The 17,507-nt window shown below is 71.4% G+C and carries 17 protein-coding genes; 11 read left to right on the forward strand and 6 right to left on the reverse strand.

What is annotated here, in order from left to right; genetic code table 11:
• The first annotated feature begins 4 nt into the window (after nucleotides 1-4).
• The 7 genes from ACIODU_RS15485 (at nucleotide 5) to ACIODU_RS15515 (ending at nucleotide 5,896) form a co-directional block, all read left to right on the forward strand.
• On the forward strand, nucleotides 5-256 hold the full coding sequence (locus ACIODU_RS15485) for a phosphopantetheine-binding protein (protein WP_356428272.1): 252 nt from the start codon (nucleotides 5-7) through the stop codon (nucleotides 254-256).
• Nucleotides 253-1,548, forward strand: a complete 1,296-nt coding sequence (locus ACIODU_RS15490) for a beta-ketoacyl synthase N-terminal-like domain-containing protein (RefSeq protein WP_401767830.1) — start codon at nucleotides 253-255, stop codon at nucleotides 1,546-1,548. The genes ACIODU_RS15485 and ACIODU_RS15490 overlap by 4 nt, the downstream gene beginning before the upstream one ends.
• Nucleotides 1,545-2,378 (forward strand): thioesterase II family protein, encoded by an 834-nt coding sequence (locus tag ACIODU_RS15495; RefSeq protein WP_401767831.1) that lies wholly within the window; start codon nucleotides 1,545-1,547, stop codon nucleotides 2,376-2,378. The genes ACIODU_RS15490 and ACIODU_RS15495 overlap by 4 nt, the downstream gene beginning before the upstream one ends.
• Nucleotides 2,379-2,388: 10 nt before the next feature.
• Nucleotides 2,389-2,802 (forward strand): nuclear transport factor 2 family protein, encoded by a 414-nt coding sequence (locus ACIODU_RS15500; RefSeq protein ID WP_356428264.1) that lies wholly within the window; start codon nucleotides 2,389-2,391, stop codon nucleotides 2,800-2,802.
• 44 nt (nucleotides 2,803-2,846) lie between these two features.
• Nucleotides 2,847-3,245, forward strand: coding sequence for a DUF3224 domain-containing protein (locus tag ACIODU_RS15505; RefSeq protein ID WP_401767832.1), 399 nt, complete (start codon nucleotides 2,847-2,849; stop codon nucleotides 3,243-3,245).
• Between the two features lie 127 nt (nucleotides 3,246-3,372).
• Nucleotides 3,373-4,569 (forward strand): cytochrome P450, encoded by a 1,197-nt coding sequence (locus ACIODU_RS15510; protein ID WP_401767833.1) that lies wholly within the window; start codon nucleotides 3,373-3,375, stop codon nucleotides 4,567-4,569.
• Between the two features lie 91 nt (nucleotides 4,570-4,660).
• On the forward strand, nucleotides 4,661-5,896 hold the full coding sequence (locus ACIODU_RS15515; RefSeq protein ID WP_401767835.1) for a cytochrome P450: 1,236 nt from the start codon (nucleotides 4,661-4,663) through the stop codon (nucleotides 5,894-5,896).
• A gap of 104 nt (nucleotides 5,897-6,000) precedes the next feature.
• Here the strand turns inward: ACIODU_RS15515 and ACIODU_RS15520 are convergent, their stop codons facing one another.
• Nucleotides 6,001-6,384, reverse strand: coding sequence for a VOC family protein (locus tag ACIODU_RS15520; RefSeq protein WP_401767837.1), 384 nt, complete (start codon nucleotides 6,382-6,384; stop codon nucleotides 6,001-6,003).
• 133 nt (nucleotides 6,385-6,517) lie between these two features.
• Complete coding sequence (locus tag ACIODU_RS15525) at nucleotides 6,518-7,234, reverse strand: PIG-L deacetylase family protein (RefSeq protein ID WP_401767839.1); 717 nt, start codon at nucleotides 7,232-7,234, stop codon at nucleotides 6,518-6,520.
• A gap of 183 nt (nucleotides 7,235-7,417) precedes the next feature.
• On the opposite strand from ACIODU_RS15525, the gene ACIODU_RS15530 reads away from it, so the two are divergent.
• Genes ACIODU_RS15530 through ACIODU_RS15540 form a run of 3 tightly spaced genes read left to right on the forward strand, consistent with a single transcriptional unit; the run spans nucleotide 7,418 to nucleotide 12,476 of the window.
• Nucleotides 7,418-9,001, forward strand: coding sequence for an ABC transporter substrate-binding protein (locus tag ACIODU_RS15530; RefSeq protein ID WP_401767841.1), 1,584 nt, complete (start codon nucleotides 7,418-7,420; stop codon nucleotides 8,999-9,001).
• On the forward strand, nucleotides 8,998-9,999 hold the full coding sequence (locus tag ACIODU_RS15535; RefSeq protein WP_356428244.1) for an ABC transporter permease: 1,002 nt from the start codon (nucleotides 8,998-9,000) through the stop codon (nucleotides 9,997-9,999). The genes ACIODU_RS15530 and ACIODU_RS15535 overlap by 4 nt, the downstream gene beginning before the upstream one ends.
• Complete coding sequence (locus tag ACIODU_RS15540; RefSeq protein WP_401767843.1) at nucleotides 9,996-12,476, forward strand: ATP-binding cassette domain-containing protein; 2,481 nt, start codon at nucleotides 9,996-9,998, stop codon at nucleotides 12,474-12,476. The genes ACIODU_RS15535 and ACIODU_RS15540 overlap by 4 nt, the downstream gene beginning before the upstream one ends.
• Before the next feature lie 97 nt (nucleotides 12,477-12,573).
• Here ACIODU_RS15540 and ACIODU_RS15545 read toward each other — a convergent pair whose 3' ends face one another.
• From ACIODU_RS15545 to ACIODU_RS15560, 4 genes are all read right to left on the reverse strand, one after another.
• Entirely contained in the window at nucleotides 12,574-13,278 is a 705-nt protein-coding gene (locus tag ACIODU_RS15545; protein WP_356428238.1) for a Crp/Fnr family transcriptional regulator, read from the reverse strand.
• 549 nt (nucleotides 13,279-13,827) lie between these two features.
• Nucleotides 13,828-14,001 carry a CsbD family protein gene (locus tag ACIODU_RS15550; protein WP_356428326.1) on the reverse strand — a complete coding sequence of 58 codons (174 nt, stop codon included), beginning with the start codon at nucleotides 13,999-14,001 and terminating at the stop codon, nucleotides 13,828-13,830.
• A gap of 173 nt (nucleotides 14,002-14,174) precedes the next feature.
• Entirely contained in the window at nucleotides 14,175-14,783 is a 609-nt protein-coding gene (gene thpR / locus ACIODU_RS15555) for an RNA 2',3'-cyclic phosphodiesterase (RefSeq protein WP_401767845.1), read from the reverse strand.
• Nucleotides 14,784-14,861: 78 nt separating this feature from the next.
• Nucleotides 14,862-16,088 (reverse strand): M48 family metallopeptidase, encoded by a 1,227-nt coding sequence (locus tag ACIODU_RS15560; protein WP_401767847.1) that lies wholly within the window; start codon nucleotides 16,086-16,088, stop codon nucleotides 14,862-14,864.
• Nucleotides 16,089-16,614: 526 nt separating this feature from the next.
• Here ACIODU_RS15560 and ACIODU_RS15565 point away from each other — a divergent pair.
• The gene (locus ACIODU_RS15565; RefSeq protein WP_356428324.1) at nucleotides 16,615-17,472 is read left to right on the forward strand and encodes an alpha/beta hydrolase; all 858 of its coding nucleotides are present in this window, start codon (nucleotides 16,615-16,617) and stop codon (nucleotides 17,470-17,472) included.
• Nucleotides 17,473-17,507: the final 35 nt, after the last annotated feature.

Genomic DNA, 17,507 nt, shown 5'->3' on the forward strand with positions numbered 1-17,507 from the left:
ACCGATGGACGAGTCCGACGAGTACACGGTCCTGGACACCCTGCGGCGCCACATCGTGGCCGTCGTTCCCGAGGTCGACCCGGCACACGTCACCCGGCACGTGTCCATGGCCGAACTGGGCTGCAACAGCATCGACCGCGCCGAGGTGGTCACCCTGACGCTGGAGGAACTGCGCCTGGACGTACCGGTGGCCGAGTTCCAGGGCCTGCCCGACCTCGGCGCCCTGGTGGACCTGATGCGGACGTACCGCCCGTGACCGCCACGGCCCCCGCGGTCGTGACGGGCCTGGGGGTGCACACCGCGGTGGCGGCCGGCGCGGACGCCTTCGAAGAGGCCCTGCGGACGGGGCGCAGCGGCATCACCCGGTGCGCGGCGGCAGGCCCGCAGGGACCGCACTTCGCGGCCGGCCTCCCGGACTTCGACCTCCGGACGGCCCTGGACGCCGTCCCCGGCCTGCCCGCCGGATTACGGGCCGGCGCACTGCGCACGGCCGGCCGGGCGCCCTTCGGGGTCCAGGTCGCGCTGGTCACCGCCCTCCAGGCGCGTCTCCACGCCGGCCTCGGTACGGCGGGCGCCCCGGCCCCCCGCCGTACCGCACTGGTGGTCGCCGGACACAACCTGACCACTGGCTACGCCGAGCGCCTCCACCCGAAACTCGCGGGCGGGGGCGCCCACGTACCGGCCAGGGCCGCGCTGCACCTGCTCGACACCGACCATCTCGGCGTCCTCAGCCAGGTGTTGGACATCACGGGGGAGGGCTGCACGGTCGGCGGGGCCTCCGCCAGCGGCAACGTGGGCATCATCACCGCGGCCCGGCTGCTGGCCGTCGGGGCGGCGGACGCCTGCCTGGTGGTCGGCGCCCTCGCCGAACTCTCCGCGCTGGAACGCCAGGCGCTGCTCAATCTGGGGGCGATGTCCGCCGGCCGGCGGGGGCTGGAACCGGACGCGGTGTGCCGCCCGTTCGACGAGGACCACTCGGGATTCGTCCCCGGCCAGGGCTGCGGGGCGCTCGTGCTGGAGACCCAGGAGTCGGCGACCGCCCGCGGGGCGCCCGTCCTCGCGCGGATCGCGGGCTACGGACTCGCCCTGGACGGCAACAGCCAGGCCGACCCCGACGAGGCGGGTGAGACCGAGGTCATGACCGCCGCGCTGCGGATGGCCGGCCTGGCCCCGGAAGCGGTGGGGTACGTCAACGCGCACGGCACCGGCTCCGCGCTCGGCGACCGTACCGAAGCGGCCGCCCTCCGCCAGGTCTTCGGTGACGGACCCGGCCGGCCGTGGATCAACGCCACCAAGGCACTCACCGGACACTGCCTCTACGCGGCCGGCGTGGTGGAGGCGGTCGCCACCGTGCTCCAGCTGCGCGGGGGCTTCGTCCACCCCAACATCAACCTGCGCCGGCCGATCGACCCGGGGCTCCGGTTCACCGGCCGGACGGCCCGGCCGGCGGACCTCTCGTACGCCCTCTCGAACAGCTTCGGCTTCGGGGGCATCAACACCAGCATCCTGCTGGCCGCGGCACCGGGCCGGCCGAGGACGGAGGGGTGAGCACCGTGACGGGACGCTGGACCGCGGAGGTGCGCGGTGCTCCGGACGCCGGGGTACGGCTGTTCTGCTGCGCGCACGCCGGCGGCGGCCCGGCCGGATTCCGGTCCTGGCAAAGGGAGTTCGGCCAGGACGTGGACATCCGGCCGGTCCTCCTCCCCGGCCGGGAATCCCGCTCCAGGGAGCAGCCGCTGCGCCGGATGGCGGACATCGTCGGCCCGCTGTGCGACGGGCTCCTGCCGCTGCTCGACCGGCCCTACGCGCTGTTCGGGCACAGCCTGGGGGCGGCCCTCGCGTACGAGGTGGCCCGGGAGCTGGCCGCGCGCGGCTGGGGCGAGCCCCGCCACCTGTTCGTGTCGGCCCGCCGCGCCCCGCACCTGCCGTCCCGCCGCGCCCGGCTGCACGACCTGCCGCACGACCGGTTCACCGCCGCCGTCGCACGGATGGGCGGCACCCCGCCCGAGGTGCTCTCGCACCCCGAGCTGCTGAACGCGTTCACCCCCTGCCTGCGGGCCGACTTCGAGGTGAACGAGACGTACACGCCCCTGCCCGGCGGCCTGCTGGGCTGCGACGTGTCGGCCGTCGTCGGACGGCTCGACCCCGAGGTCGAGGCGGACGAGATGGCCGCGTGGCGGGACACCACCCGGGGCGGCTTCGGCCTGCGGGTCGTGGACGGCGACCACTTCTACCTGAAGGAGACACCGGGCGACCTGTTCGCCCTCTTCCGCGACGGGCTGGACCTCCCCGCCAGGACCCGGACCCCCGTACCTCACCCACCCACTCACCGAACCCACTCCCACTCCCCGACCCCACTCCCCGAACCCACTTCCTGAGGAGAACACCATGGAAACACTGGACCTCTCGGGCTGCCACCCGATCTTCGTCCGCCAGATCGACTGCCTCCAGAACAAGGACATCGACGGCCTCATCGAGACCTACCACCCCGAAGCCGTGGTGGTCCGCTTCCAGGGCGTGCTCAACGGCATCGAGGAGATCGGCGAGACCTTCGGCCGCTACATGGACATCCAGGCGCGCTACGAGCAACTGCTCGAGTACACCCACACCGACGACACCATCTTCATGCGCGCCCTGATGAGCGTGCGCGGCGAACGCGAACTCGGCTTCGGCGCATACGTTCTGAAGGACGGTCTGATCTGGCGCCAGGTCGCCGGAATCGAAGGCGGAATGCGCGACTGGTTCGCGGCGCGGAACGAGCCGGGGCATGCTGGACAACCGGACGACGCCACCGACGCGTGACCTCGCCGCCCTTCGACGACCGCCCGCTGAGGAGAGAAACAGACATGAGCAATGCCACCGGCACCCGCGCTCTGAAGAGCTGGGACGAGCAGGACATCTCGGAGGCCGACGGCCGCAAGATGACCCGCTCCGCCATCACGTACTCCTACACCGGCGACATCGAGGGGGAGGGCGTCCAGGAGTACGTGATGTTCTACCGCAGCGACGAGTCGACCACCTTCGTCGGCCTGGAGCAGATCACCGGAAAGCTCGGCGGCCGCTCCGGCAGCTTCGTGCTCCAGCACACCGGCGAACTCACCGGCTCCGCCGCCGTGGTGACCTGGACGGTCGTTCCCGGCTCCGGTACGGGAGAGCTGACCGGCCTGACCGGCAGCGGCGGCTTCACCGCCACCCACGAGGAGGGCGGCAACGCCGAGTACCGGCTGGACCACGACTTCGCGTGATCCGCCGGTCCGCGGGGCGGGACCTGCCAGCACAAAGTTGAGCAGACTCCCGCACGGCCGACGATGAGGATGGCTGCCGGGCAACTCCGCCCGGCAGCCGTTCCGTTGGACGAGGAGGACCCGCCCCTTGGACGCCTCGACCCCGCCGTCGTCGTACCCCGTACCGCGCACCTGCCCGATCGATCCGGCACCCGTCTACCCGCGGTTGCGGGCGGAACAGCCGGTCTTCCGCACCACCCTGGACTTCGACGGGAGCGAGGTGTGGCTGGTCACCGGCCACGCCGACGCCCGGGCCGTCCTCGCCGACCACCGCTTCAGCTCGGACTTCTCCCGGGAGGGATTCCCCGCCCGGATGACGGTCCGGCCCCCCGGCCCGGGGACGTTCATCCGGATGGACCCGCCGGACCACGCCCGGCTCCGCCGCACCATCGTCGGCGAGTTCCGGACGAAACGGCTGGAGAAGCTGCGCCCCGCGATCCAGGGCATCGTCGACGGTCTTGTCGACACCATGCTGCGGGGCGGCAACACCGCCGACCTGGTCCAGGCGATCGCCCTTCCGCTGCCCACCCTGGTGATCTGCGAACTCCTCGGAGTGCCGTACAGGGACCGGGAGTTCTTCCAGGAGCGCACCCAGGTCATCGGCGACCAGTCGGCGCCGCCGGCCCGCCGCCAGGTCGTCCGCGACGAGCTGCGCGCGTACCTGGACCGCCTGGTCCGCGACAAGACGGCGGAGCCCACCGACGACCTGCTCGGACGGGCCGCCGCCCGGCTGGACGAGGACGGCATCACCCACGACGAACTCGTCGGCATCGCCACCCTGTTGATGATCGCCGGATTCGAGACCATCGCCAACCAGATCGGCGTCGGCACCCTCCTGCTCCTCCAGCACCCCGGACAACTCGCCGCGCTCGTCGAGGATCCCGGGCTCGTCCCGGGAGCGGTGGAGGAACTGCTGCGCCACCAGACGGTGATCGACTACGGGCTGCGCCGCGCGGCGACCGAGGACGTCGAGATCGGCGGGCAGACCGTCCGGGCCGGGGAGGGCGTGGTCGTGGTGCTCTCCTCGGCCAACCGGGACGAGAGGGTCTTCCCCGACCCGGACCGGCTCGACCTCTGCCGCCCGGAGGCGCAGGAACACCTCGGCTTCGGCTTCGGCCTCCACCAGTGCCTGGGCCAGTTGCTGGCCCGCCTCCAGCTCCAGGTTCTCTGGTCCACGCTGTTCGCCCGGATCCCCACCCTCCGGCTCGCCGTCGCGCTGGACGACGTCCCCTTCCGTACGGACATGTTCGTCCACGGCGTCCACGAGCTGCCGGTCACCTGGTGACCGCCCCGGTGACCGCACACCCGCACCGGCTTCCCTCTCCGACCACCCCGCCCGGGCGCACCACGCTCCCGCGTACCCGAAAGGAGCCGGTGTGACCCGGCCGACCGAAGACCACCCGACCGACAGCGACACGGGTGCCGAGCGCTGCCCGTTCCCGTTCCCGATCAGGTCCGCGCTCGACCCGTCACCCGAGTACGCCCGGCTCCGCGAGGAGCGGTCGGTCTGCCCGGTCTCCCTGCCCAGCGGCGACCCGGCCTGGATCGTCACCCGGTACGAGGACGTCCGTACCGTCTTCAGCGACCCGCGGTTCAGCCGGCAGGCGGCCACGCGTTCCGGCGCCCCCCGCTTCATGCCCGGCGTCGAGGGCGACCCCGAGTCCATCGTCAGCAAGGACGCGCCCGATCACACCCGGCTGCGCAAACTGGTCGCCCCGGCCTTCACCGTACGGCGCATCGAGGCCATGCGCCCCGGCATCCAGCGCACCGTCGACGAGCTGCTGGACGCCATGGAGAAGGGCGGCCCGGGCGGGGACGTGGTCTCCGCACTCTCCGGGCCGCTGCCGATCATCACCATCGGCGACCTGCTCGGCGTGCCGCGCGAGGACCAGGGGCGCTTCCGCGAGTGGTCCGACCGGATGTTCACGACCTCGCCCGACACGCTCCAGGCCGCCGTCGCCGCCCGCGAGGCCCTGATCGGGTACCTGGCGGCGATGGTCCAGGAGCGCCGATCCGCCCCCACCGACGACCTGTTGGGGGTCCTGATCGCCGCCCGCGACGACGACGACCGGCTCTCCGAACGCGAACTGATCTCCTTCGCCGGCGGCCTCATCGTGGCCGGCTACGAGACCACCGCGAACCGGATCGCCAACGCCGTCCTCGTCCTGCTGCGCAACCCCGCCCAGCTGAAGCTGCTGCGCGCCGAGCCGGAGCGGATCGGGGACACCGTCGAGGAGCTGCTGCGCTACATCCCGGGCGGCGCGGCCGGCGGACTGATCCGGGTGGTCACCGAGGACGTGGAGATCGGCGGGGAGACGATCAGGGCCGGCGACGGCGTCATCGCCGTCACCAACTCGGCCAACCGCGACAGCCGGGTCTGGGACGACCCCGACACCTTCGACATCACCCGCAAGCCCGGCTCGCACACCAGCTTCGGCCACGGCATCCACCACTGCGTGGGCGCCCAACTCGCCCGCCTGGAGATGCGGATCGCCCTCAGCACACTGGTCCGCCGCTTCCCGGGGCTGCGGCTCGCCGTGCCCGAGAGCGAACTGCCGTGGAAGCGCAACGTGGTCATCCACAGCCTGGAAGCCCTGCCGATCGCCTGGTGACCCACCGGTCCGGCCACCCCGCCCGGGGCGGCCGGACCGGGCACACGGGAACGTGGAAGCGGGCCGGGGGAGTCCCCCGGCCCGCTGCCTGTGTCGGTCCGCCGTCAGCCGGTGGTGAGCTTCTGGCTGAAGAACCACTCGTGCCCCTCGAGGTCCTCCACCTTGCAGATCCGCGTGCCCTGCGGGGTGTCGGTGGGAGGGAAGACCAGGGTGGCGCCGGCCGCCTCGGCCCGCTTGTACTGGGCGTCGACGTCCTCGACGTCCACCGACACCATCGCGCTGCGGTAACCCGTGGTGCCCGGCGACTCGTAGCTGTCGCCCGGCCCGGCCAGGTACACCGGATCACCGGCGCGTGTCAGCATCTCCGCGTGGAACACCGGGCCGTCCGGGTGGGCGAACCGCTGTTGTTCGGTGAACCCGAACGCCTCGGTCAGCCACTCCAGCGCACGCGCGACGTCCTCGTACTTCGTGTATGGGATAGCAGCCATACCGGAAAGCGTAGGGAGCCCCTAACGGGCCGTCCGGCCAAAGTTGCGCATCCGGGAGCCCGTTCGCGACGGGTCCGGTCGGCCCCTCACGTACGCTCAGCCCCTCACGCATGCGCAGCCCCCCCAAGCACGCTCAGCCCACCACGAGTTCGAACGGGATCGACAGCCGGCCCCCGAACCGTTCACCGGTCGCCCGGAACAACCCCGTGAGCGGCGCCCGTACGTCGACCGGGGCCCCGCCCCCCAGCTCCGCCAGGTACGCGGCGTGCGCCTCCAGCGACGCGACAGCCTGGTCCACGGAACCGGTGACATCCACCGCGTGGGTCGGCTCGGGGGAGCCCACCATGGCGGCGTACCGCACCCCGCCCCACGGCTCGCCCGCCTCCGGGAAGATCCACCGGTTGCCCGCGTCCCCCACCGCGTCGAGCAGCGCCCGGCCGGCGTTGCGGTGGTCCGGCGTGTTCCAGCGCCGGGTGTGCGTGGCGTCCCGGTGGTTGTAGCCGACGACCAGCTCCGGCCGGTGCCGGCGGATCGCCGCCGTGATGTCCCGACGCAGCGTCAGCCCGTACTCCAGCGTGCCGTCCGGATGGTCCAGGAACTCCACCGTGTCCACCCCCACGATCCGCGCACTGCGCCGCTGCTCCTCCTCCCGTACCGACGCGGCCTTCGCCGGCTCCATCCCGTCGATCCCCGACTCGCCGCGCGTCAGCAGCAGATATCCCACCCGCTTGCCCGCCGACGTCCACGCGGCCACCGCGCCCGCACCGCCGAACTCCATGTCGTCGGGGTGGGCGACCACACACAGCACTCGGTCGAAATCGGCCGGCATCTCCTGAAGCTGGATTGTCATGGGGCGCAGATTCGCACGCCTCCGCGCGTCACTCTGCTCCGAAGTGAGCGTGGTCCCGCGGTAGCGAACGTGGCCTGGCGGTTCGTCCGGTTCCATGCTCAATGCTGCGCAGAGCGCGGACGTTTGAAGTGGATATCTTCCTGGCGCGCCCGGCCCAGCGCAGAAGGCGAACTAGGAGGAACCATGACGGACTCAAGGCCCACACTGTCGAGACGGGCGCTGCTGCGGACAGCGACCGGCATCACGGTGGGCGCCGCGGGAGCGGTGCTGCTGACCGCCTGCGGTTCGGACGACGACAAGACCCCCGCGGCGGACCACAAGCCCACCGGCGCGCCCAAGCGCGGCGGCAAGCTGCGCGCCGCCTTCATCGGGGGCAGCAACGAGACCGCCGATGTACTCAAGGCCGCGAACACCCCCATCGACTACGTCCGGGCCCGCGCGATCTACGACGAGCTGTGCGTCCTGGACGCCGACGGCCGTACCGAGATGCAGCTCGCCGAGAGCCTGACGCCCAATGCGGACGGCACCGAGTGGACCCTGAAGGTACGCCCCGGTGTCAGGTTCAGCGACGGCCGGAAGCTCACCATCGACGACGTGCTCTTCACGCTGCGCACGTACGTCAGCACCCAGGCCAACCAGGCCCCGCTGCTGGCGGACCTCGACCTCCCCAAGGCCCGGCGCAAGGACGAACTCACCGCCGTCCTGGTGATGAAGCGCCCGCACGGCTTCCTCGACCTGGTGTTCACCCAGGGCATCTTCATCGTCCCGGCGGGCACCAAGGACTTCAACAAGGTCCCGGGCAGCGGTCCCTTCATCCTCCAGCAGCACCGGGTGGGACAGGGCGCCACACTCAAGCGCAACCCCGACTACTGGGGCAGCGCGGGACCGTACCTGGACGAGCTCGAACTGGTCTCCATCGCCGACGGCGCGGCACGGCTCAACGCGCTCAAGGCGGGCCAGATCGACTACGCGGCGAGCATCTCGCTCGTGGCCGGCAAGAGCGAACGCGCCAACGCCGCCGTGCAGTTGATCATCCCGCCCAAGTGGGAGTGGCCGAACTTCGGCGCGATGCTCAAGCGCAGCAAGGACCCGTTCAAGGACGCCCGGGTGGCACAGGCGCTCAAGTACGCGGTCGACCGCGAGCAGATGGTCGAGCGCGTCACCCTCGGCTTCGGCGAGGTCGGCAACGACCTCTTCGGCAAGTACCTGCCCTTCTACGCCGAGGATCTGCCACAGCGTCAGTACGACCCCGACAAGGCCAGGAGTCTCCTCAAGGAGGCCGGCGTCGACAAGCTCTCGCTGACCATCAGGACCAGCGACTACGAGTACGGTCTGGCCGAGGGCGCCGCGGTGCTCGCCGAGCAGGCGAAGAAGGCCGGCATCACCATCGGCCTCGACAAGGTGCCCGCCGGAGACTTCTTCGCCGACCCGAAGGTGTTCATCGGCGCCACGTTCCAGTCCGCCAACCGCAAGCCCAGGCCGCTGCCGCTGGACGTACTGTTCTTCTACGGTACGGACGCGCTGCTGCCCTTCACCGGCGTCGCGGGCCCCAAGATCGACGACCTCGTCACCAACGTCCGGTCCGCGGTCTCGGACGAGCAGCGCAGAAGCTCGGTGGGCGACATCCAGCACTACCTCTACGAGGAGGGCGGCGACCTGGTCTGGGCGAAGGCGCCGGTCCTGGCCGCCGCCACCCCCAAGGTGCACGGCGTCAAATCGCTCGGCTACCCGACGTTCCCGAGCTTCCGAGACGCCTACCTGGCATGACCGACAACATACTCGAAGCCCCCGCGACTCCTGGCTCCGGCCAGGGGTCGCTGCGGTCTCTCCTGACCAGACGGCTCCTGACCGGCGTCCTGGTGCTGGCGGCCGTCTCCGCGATCGTCTTCGTCGCCACCGAAGCCGCGCCCGGCGACGCGGCCGCCGCCTCCCTCGGGCCCGACGCCGCCCCCGGGACCGTGGCCGCCCGCCGCGCCGAACTCGGCCTGGACCGGCCCGCGTTGGTCCGGTACGGCGACTGGCTGCTCGCCGTCCTGCGCGGCGACCTGGGGACCTCGTACGTCTCCGGCACCCCGGTCTCCGACCTGGTCGCCGCCCGGGTCGGCAACTCGCTGGTCCTGGCCGGGGTGACCCTCGCCCTGCTGGTACCGCTCGCCGTCGGCCTGGGCATCTGGGCGGGGCTGCGCGCCGGCGGACTGCCCGACCGGATGATCTCGGCGACCACCCTCACCCTGCTGTCGGTCCCGGAGTTCGTCACCGGCACGATCCTGGTCCTGGTGTTCGCCGTCCAGCTGGACCTGCTGCCGGCCGTCTCCCTGCTCCGCCCCGGCGAGGGGCTGCTGGGCAACCCCGGCATCCTGGTCCTGCCGGTGGTCACCCTGCTGGTCGGCTGCCTCGCCCACAACGCCCGCCTGGTCCGGGCCGGCGTGGTCGAGGTGGCGACCGGGGACGCCGTCACCACCGCGCGCCTCAACGGCGTGCCGGAGCACCGGCTGATCCTGCGCTACGTCCTGCCCGCCGCCCTCCCGCCGGTGATCCCGCTCCTGGCGCGCTATCTGTCCCTGCTGGTCGGCGGGGCCCTCGTCGCGGAGACCCTGTTCGGCTTCCCGGGGATCGCCTCGGTACTGGTCCAGGCCTCCGCCGGCCGCGACGTACCGACCGTCCAGGCCGTCGCCCTGCTCGTGGCGCTGGTGACCGTACTGGCGAATCTGCTCGGAGACGTGCTCGGCACGCTGCTCGACCCCCTGAGGAGGATTCCCCAGTGACCCTCGTCTCCTACCCGGTCACCGAACCGCCCGCACCGGCCGGAGCCCCGCCCCGCGAGGCCCCGGCCCGCCGGCGGCCGGTCGCGGCGATCGTGTTCGGCCTGCTGGTGGCCCTGACCCTGTGCGGTCCGTGGCTCGCCCCCAAGGACCCCCGGGTCGGCGCCGGGATGCCGTACGCCCCGAGCAGCGCCGACACCCCGCTGGGCACCGACCACCTTGGCGCGGACGTGCTCAGCCGGGTGCTCTCCGGGGGCCGGACTCTCGTCCTGCTCTCCGTCGCGGTCCTGCTGGTCGCCTACCTCATCGGGGTGACGGCCGGCATGCTCGCCGCCTACCGCGGCGGCTTCGTGGCCACACTGATCCTGCGCTGCGCCGACGTGCTGATGGGCCTGCCGCCGCTGGTGCTGATCGCGGTGATCGCCACCGGCACCGGGCCCGGCCTGCTCGGGGTCGCCGTCTCCGTGGTCGCGGTGATGCTGCCCGACATCACGCGGATCGTACGGGCCACCACCACCCAGATCCTCGCCCACGACTACGTCGAAGTGGCCCTGGCCCGGGGCGAGTCGACCGCGGCGATCCTGGCCCGCGAAGTACTGCCCAACCTGCTCAGGACCCTGGCCGCCGACGCCAGCGTGCGCTTCGCCGGTACGGCCTACGCGGTCGCGACCGCCGGATTCCTCGGCCTGGGGGCCCAACCACCCACCCCCGACTGGGGGTTGATGATCATGGAGAACCAAGGCGGCCTGACCCTCCAGCCGATGGCCGTCCTGGCACCGGCCGCCCTCCTGCTCGCCCTGCTGCTGACGGTGGGCCGGCTCTCCGACAGCCTCGGCTTCTCCCCGGCGCCCCGGCGCAGGCGCGGCCCGGCGCGCGGGAGCGCCGTACCGGCCACCGTGTCGGCGCCGGCCACCCGGACCGGGCCGGAGGCCGCGCGCGAGGAGAGGTCCGAGGAGGTGCCGGACACGGCCGCGACGGTACGAGGCCTGCGCCTGCGGGCCACCAGCACCGGCCTGGAGCCCGTCCGTGGCGTCGACCTCACGGTGCCCGCCGCGACGGTGGTCGCCCTGATCGGCGACTCGGGGAGCGGCAAGACCAGCACCGCGCTGGCCCTGCTCGGACACACCAACCCCGGCCTGGAACGCACCTCGGGTACCACCCGGCTCTTCGGGACCGACCTGGCGGGCCTCGGCCGCCGCGAACTCGCCCGCCTGCGGGCACGCTCCGTCGCCTACGTCGCCCAGGACCCGCGCACCTCGCTGCCGGGCAACCTGAAGGTCGCCGACCAGATAGGCGAACAACTGCGCGCCCTGGGCGTACCGGCCGGCGAACGGCTGGAGAGGGCCAGGTCGGCGCTGCGCCGCGTCGCGCTGCCCGACGATCCGGCGTTCCTGGCCCGCAAGCCGCACCAGCTGTCCGGCGGCCAGCTCCAGCGGCTGTCGATCGCGGTGGCCCTGGCCCGTGAGCCACGGTTGCTGGTCCTCGACGAGCCGACCAGCGCGCTCGACCCGCAGAACACGGCCCGGCTGGTGATGGAGGTGGTCGCCCTGTGCCGCGAGGCGGGCACCGCCGTCCTGCTCATCTCGCACGACCTCGACGCCGTCGCGCGGGCCGCGGACATGGTCGTGGTGATGAGCGGCGGCCGGGTCGTGAGCTCCGGCCCGCAACTCGACGAACTGGATAAAACGGACAAGCAGACCGATGCAACCGATACATACGAGCTGGCCGAGGCATCTGAGGCGGATGGCACGGCGGACGACGCGGCGGATGACGCGCTGAACAACGTGGCGCCGCTGTCGGTCGTGGGACTCTGCGCCGACCGCCCCGGCGCGGGCCGGATCTTCTCGGACGCCACGCTGACCGTCCCCGCGGGCGGCCGCCTCTGTGTCGTGGGCGCCTCCGGCAGCGGGAAGAGCACCTTGCTGAGGGCGATCACGGGTCTGGTGGTACCGACCGCCGGCGAGGTCCGGATGGCGGGCGAGGTGCTGGCGGGACAGGTGGGCAGGAGGAGCCCGCTCCAGCGCAGGCTGCTGCAACTCGTCCCGCAGAATCCGTACGACTCGCTCAATCCCCGGCAGACCGTGGCCAGGATCGTCGGACGCCCCCTGCGCCAGTTCGGGCTCGTACCGGCGGACCGGGTGGAGGCGGAGACACTGGGGCTGGTCGAACGGGTCGGCCTCGGGGCCGAGCATCTGAGCCGGCGGCCTGCCGCGCTGTCCGGCGGCGAACGTCAACGGGTCGCTCTGGCACGGGCGTTGGCCGCCCGCCCCGACGTGTTGCTGTGCGACGAGATCACCAGCGCCCTCGACCGGACGACCGCGCTTTCCGTTCTCGCGCTGCTCGACGAGCTGTGCCGGGAGCTCGGAGTGGCGCTGGTCGTGGTGACGCACGACCGGCTGGTGGTGGAGCGTATCGGCGGCCGGATCGCGCAGGTGGCCGACGGACGGTTGCGCCATCTCCCCGCCGCCCGGGCGGTGTGACGATCCGGGAGCGGCCACCGTCCCGGCGAAGCCGGCTCGGGGGTCGTTCCCGGTGTCGGAGTCCCACAAGAACCGGAGTCGGATCCTCGGACAGCTGTTAAGCGACGACGCCGCTGAGGCCGAGCCGCGCCTCTATGTATCCGGCGAGGTTTGCCTCGTTGCGTATGGTGATCCAGCCGTTGCTGGATTCCAGAAGCCCCGCCTCACGGAACCTCTTGAGGAAATACCCGACCCTGGACCGCGTCGTGCCCACCATCTCCGCCAGTTCTTCCTGGGTGAGCCGGGCGCCGATCTTCAACCCCCGTTGATGGGTCTGCCCGAAACGGTGTGAGAGCTGGAGCAGTCTGGCTGCCAACCGTAACTCGCTTTCTAAGGTGACGAGGTCGACAATCACCCGCTGGCGTTCCGAGAGGCGATTGGCCAGGTGCTCGGCGAATTCTTCGAGGAGACCTCCCGCGTTCAGCATGTCGAAGAATTTGCTGTACGGAATTCTGATCAGCTCGGTGTCCGCCATGGCGACGGCGGTTTCGACGCGGCTGATCCGCGTCATGCAAAGTTCTCCAAAAATCTCGCCGGCGATGTAGAGATCGAGTAAACATCGCTTACCCGTGGACGTCACGATCACGGTCTTGACCTGGCCCGACTTCACCAGATAGAGGCTCCGGTCGTTTTCCGTGCAGTTGTATATGTGGCTGCCGCGGGGGATCGCGACGATCGGCAGCGTCTGCTGAATCGGTCGAAGCGACTCGACGATCCGGTCCGTGAACTTCATTTGTCCGATTGCTTGCGCGGTTTGGCTCATGATGATATAGGGGGATCGCGAGCATCGAATGCGGACTAGAATGCCGGGACCCCCCGTCCCCCCTCCGGTCGTGACGATGCCCTATAATCGGCCCTTAATGATAGGGTTGTCAATAGGCTTGGCAAGGCAGAGACCTGTCAACCGATGGATAAAAGCGAAACATCTCCGGTCAATTTTTGACAGGCCGAAGAATTGCACGCGGAAATAGTGCGGGCGAATTTCCTGATCTTGATGCCGTGGTATCCACCGGGCGTCCTCGGGATTCCGTCGGACGTGTTTTGGCCACCGCGCGGAGAACGCTGTCGAGTGTGTTTTCGCGGTGCCGGACGCGGGGGCGGCTTGACGGCTGTGACGGCTGAGGCTGCCGATACGGTTGGCGATGTGTCGGCGGAGGCCGGGCCGACCACGTGGCACCACAACACCCGGCAAAAAACCACCTGGCACCACCACACCGGGCATGACAACGTGGGAGGGGCCGACCAGCAGTGCTGGTCGGCCCCTCCCACGCCGGGCGTGCCCTCTAGCGGGCGCGCCGGTCCATCCTGGGCGTCAGTGCTTGAAGGCGTCCTTCACCTTCTCCTTCGCCTGCCGCATGTCGCCCTTCGACTCCTCGGCGCGGCCTTCGGCCGTCATGCGCTCGTTGCCGACCGTACGGCCGGCGACCTTCTTGACCTTGCCCTTGGCCTGCTCGACCTTCGCCTCGGTCTTCTCGTTGTCCTTCATCGTGCTCACGTCCTGCCGTGCTCGTCGAGTATCGCTGGACACCTTTCGCCTCGCCCGTACGCCGCCGGTTAAACCTCAGAAACGTCCGCGCCGCTCTCCCGGGCCCTCACGCGGCCGGCCCGGCCGGGACCCCGGGCACTCCGTGGGAGCACTCCGTGGGAGATCCGGGATGATCACATCAGGTCCCGGGATCCGCCCGAGTCCGTGCGCCCGAGGGGCCACGCCTCGATGTCGCGGTAGTGGATCGGCCCCCGGCTGCGGCCGGCGTTGCTACCGACCAGGTGCAGACGTTCGGCCGACCACCGGCGGCCGGTGAATCCGGCGAACGTCTCGGCGATCTCCCCCACCGAGGACTGATCTCCCCGACGCGCACGAGCCAACGTCAGATGGGGACGCAGAGGCCGGTCCTCGAAGACGACACCGCACTCCTTGACGACGGTACGCGCGTCGGCGGCGAGCGCGTGCAGTGCGTCGAGGTCGCCGTCGAGCCCGCTCCACAGCACCCGGTCGTCGAAGTTCCCGCTGCCGCGCAGCGCCAGGCGGGGCGGCCGGTGGCGTACCGCGACGCCGGCGAGAGGCCCCCGCAGCACCGGGACCGTCTCGGCCGCCAGCTCCCCGAGGAACGCCAGAGTGACGTGCCAGTCCTCGATACGGTTCCACCGCATGTCAGGGTGCGTGTCGTACGCGGAACGGAGCGCCCGTCCGAGTTCCTCCTTCGCGTGGTCCGGCGGTGCGAGGGCGAGGAACACACGAATGGTCGCGGGCCGAGTCGGTTCGTTCACACCCCTCTTCGTACAGCATCCGGACAGCGGACCGTACGGACCGTACGAACCGGATGGGCCCGGGTGCGGGGGAGGGGCTCAGCCCGCGTAATCCCGGATGACATGCCGTGCCGTGCTCGCTCGCGCCGGGGCCAGCTCCGCCGCGATGGCCCGCGCGGCGGTGTCGTCACACGTCACGCGCGCCCGGCCCTGTTCGGCCTCGGCCATGTGTCGCCGGCGCAGATGGGTGGGCGGGTGCGTCGAGTCCGCGCTGTGGCCGCGCCGTTCACCGGCCCGGCGCAGCCGCTCGTACTCCTCGGGAGGGACGGCACCGGTCTGCGCGGCCAGCCGCTCCCACAAGCCCTGTTCGGCGTCGCGCGGACGGTGTCCCCCGATACGGGTGTGTGCGAGCACCGACTCCCGGCGCAGCTTGTCCCGGACGGTGTCGCTGACGAGGAGGAGATCCATCAGCTCGACGACGGCGGCCGGGGAGGCGACCCGGCCGGCCGCCGCGTCGGCGAGGTATTCGGCGCGTTGGGACGCCCGCAGTGTCAGATGGTCCAGAAGGACGAGGATGCCCAGTACCGCCGCGCGCAGCGTGAGCAGCATCACCGCCCCGATACGGGCCAGGAAACCCTGGGGGGTCTCCGGCGTCAGTACGTCCACCAGGAAGGCGAGCGTCCGCAGGGCCGTGCCGACGACGTTCGATCGGCGTGTGTCGCCGTGTGCGTAGTGACCGAGTTCGTGGCCGAGGAGCGCGACCCGCTGCGCGGGCGTGAGGATCTCCCACAGGCCGAGCCCGACGTACAGCACGCGGTGGCCTCTCACTCCGTACGAGCCGACGGCGGCGTTCGCGTCGGGCAGGACGACCACCCGGTGGACACCTGTCGTGCCGACGACCGCCGCGACCTCGTCGACGAGAGCGAACAGTCGGGGCGCGTCGTCCCGGGTCAGCACCGGTACGTCCTCGGGGAGGCGGCCGACCCTGGGCCGTACGGCCACCGCCAGCAGCAGGAACCCGATCCCGAGCATCGGCTGGATCACCGTCTCCCAACCCGTGACGATCAGTACCGCGCCCACGGCCGCCAGCATCACGGTGCCGGCGTGGACGGCCAGCGCGACGAGGTAGGCCAGGACACTGGACGCGTCGCGATGCGGGCGCAGGCTCTCACCGCGAGCCATCTCGTCCGCGAGCCACTGGCCGTGGCGCCGGGCCAGGCGCCGGCGCAGGGCGTCGACACGGCCGGCCGCGGGCGCGGGCGCGCCGGGATCGACGTTCCAGTCGCACGCGGCACACCAGGTCACGAACCCGCGATTCACCGGCATTCCGGATCCGCATTCCGGGCACGACTCCACTTGCCGCACGGCGACACCGGGTGTTCCCACGATCCCCCACTCCCCAGCCGGGCTGTTGGCTCCGGCCCCGTTCACCCGACCGGGCCCCGGGACACCGACCGTGTCCACCCGCGTTCGGCGTTCCGGTGATCCCACCATATGAGCGGCCCCGGGGGCCAATGAGATGGCCCGGCCGCCGCCTTCACCTCCGACGCCACAGGCTGGGGCGTCACTGTCCGGCGCCGGTCTGCGCGTGGCCACCGGCTCGTTCCGCGCGGCGACGCCCCGTGCGGCGGCTTCCGCGAAGACCGGTGAACTCGCCGATGCCGGGACGTCGTTCGGCCGGTGACAGTGGCCTCCGTCAGTCCGTACGGCGGCGTCCACCCGGTCCGTCCGAGGGTCCGGAGTGGTCCCGCCTCGATCGAGAGGCCCCCCAGTGCACCCGCTCTCCGACGCCCGTACGCCAGTTCGTCCCCGCCTCCGTTCTCGTCTTCGCTCCCGGTCCGGCCCGCGTACGCTGTGGGCCGGTGGGGTCACCGCCGCCGCGCTGATCGCCGCGCTGGTTCCCGGTACCGCCGGGGCCCAGGCGGCCGCCAACCCGTACGAGCGTGGTCCCGCGCCCTCCGTGTCCAGCATCGAGGCGGCCCGCGGTTCCTACGCCGTCTCGCAGACCTCCGTCTCCTCGCTGAGCGTCACCGGTTTCGGCGGCGGGACCGTCTACTACCCCACCAGCACCGCGGACGGCACGTTCGGGGCCGTCGTGATCTCGCCCGGCTTCACCGCCACCCAGTCGAGCATCTCGTGGCTCGGCCCCCGGCTCGCCTCCCAGGGGTTCGTCGTCTTCACGATCGACACCAACTCCACCCTCGACCAGCCGGACAGCCGGGGGCGCCAACTGCTCGCCGCGCTCGACTACCTGACGGAGCGTTCGTCGGTGCGCACCCGCATCGACTCCGCGCGTCTGGGCGTCATGGGCCACTCGATGGGCGGCGGCGGCACCCTGGAGGCCGCGAAGAGCCGGCCGTCCCTCCAGGCGGCCATCCCGCTGACCGGCTGGAACACCGACAAGTCCTGGCCCGAGGTCCGTACGCCCACCCTCATCATCGGGGCGGACGGGGACACGGTCGCGCCCGTGTCCACGCACTCGGAGCCGTTCTACACCTCGCTGCCCAGCTCGCTGGACAAGGCTTACCTGGAGCTCAACGGCGCCACGCACTTCACGCCGAACTCCTCCGACACCACGATCGCGAAGTACAGCATCTCGTGGCTGAAGCGGTTCATCGACGACGACACCCGGTACGAGCAGTTCCTCTGCCCGCTGCCGAGGCCGAGCCTGACCATCGAGGAGTACCGCGGCAACTGCCCGCACTCCTGACCCACCGTCCGCGCCACTGACCCACCATCCGTTCC

The sequence above is a fragment of the Streptomyces sp. NPDC088261 genome (assembly GCF_044740805.1).
Classification (GTDB): domain Bacteria; phylum Actinomycetota; class Actinomycetes; order Streptomycetales; family Streptomycetaceae; genus Streptomyces.

Coding starts and splice junctions, on each gene's coding strand:
- ACIODU_RS15560 (WP_401767847.1), bottom strand. CDS start 16,088: ATGCCGGTGAATCGCGGGTTCGTGACCTGGTGTGCCGCGTGCGACTGG.
- ACIODU_RS15525 (WP_401767839.1), bottom strand. CDS start 7,234: ATGACAATCCAGCTTCAGGAGATGCCGGCCGATTTCGACCGAGTGCTG.
- ACIODU_RS15550 (WP_356428326.1), bottom strand. CDS start 14,001: ATGAAGGACAACGAGAAGACCGAGGCGAAGGTCGAGCAGGCCAAGGGC.
- ACIODU_RS15505 (WP_401767832.1), top strand. CDS start 2,847: ATGAGCAATGCCACCGGCACCCGCGCTCTGAAGAGCTGGGACGAGCAG.
- ACIODU_RS15485 (WP_356428272.1), top strand. CDS start 5: ATGGACGAGTCCGACGAGTACACGGTCCTGGACACCCTGCGGCGCCAC.
- ACIODU_RS15500 (WP_356428264.1), top strand. CDS start 2,389: ATGGAAACACTGGACCTCTCGGGCTGCCACCCGATCTTCGTCCGCCAG.
- ACIODU_RS15530 (WP_401767841.1), top strand. CDS start 7,418: ATGACGGACTCAAGGCCCACACTGTCGAGACGGGCGCTGCTGCGGACA.
- ACIODU_RS15545 (WP_356428238.1), bottom strand. CDS start 13,278: ATGAGCCAAACCGCGCAAGCAATCGGACAAATGAAGTTCACGGACCGG.
- ACIODU_RS15535 (WP_356428244.1), top strand. CDS start 8,998: ATGACCGACAACATACTCGAAGCCCCCGCGACTCCTGGCTCCGGCCAG.
- ACIODU_RS15520 (WP_401767837.1), bottom strand. CDS start 6,384: ATGGCTGCTATCCCATACACGAAGTACGAGGACGTCGCGCGTGCGCTG.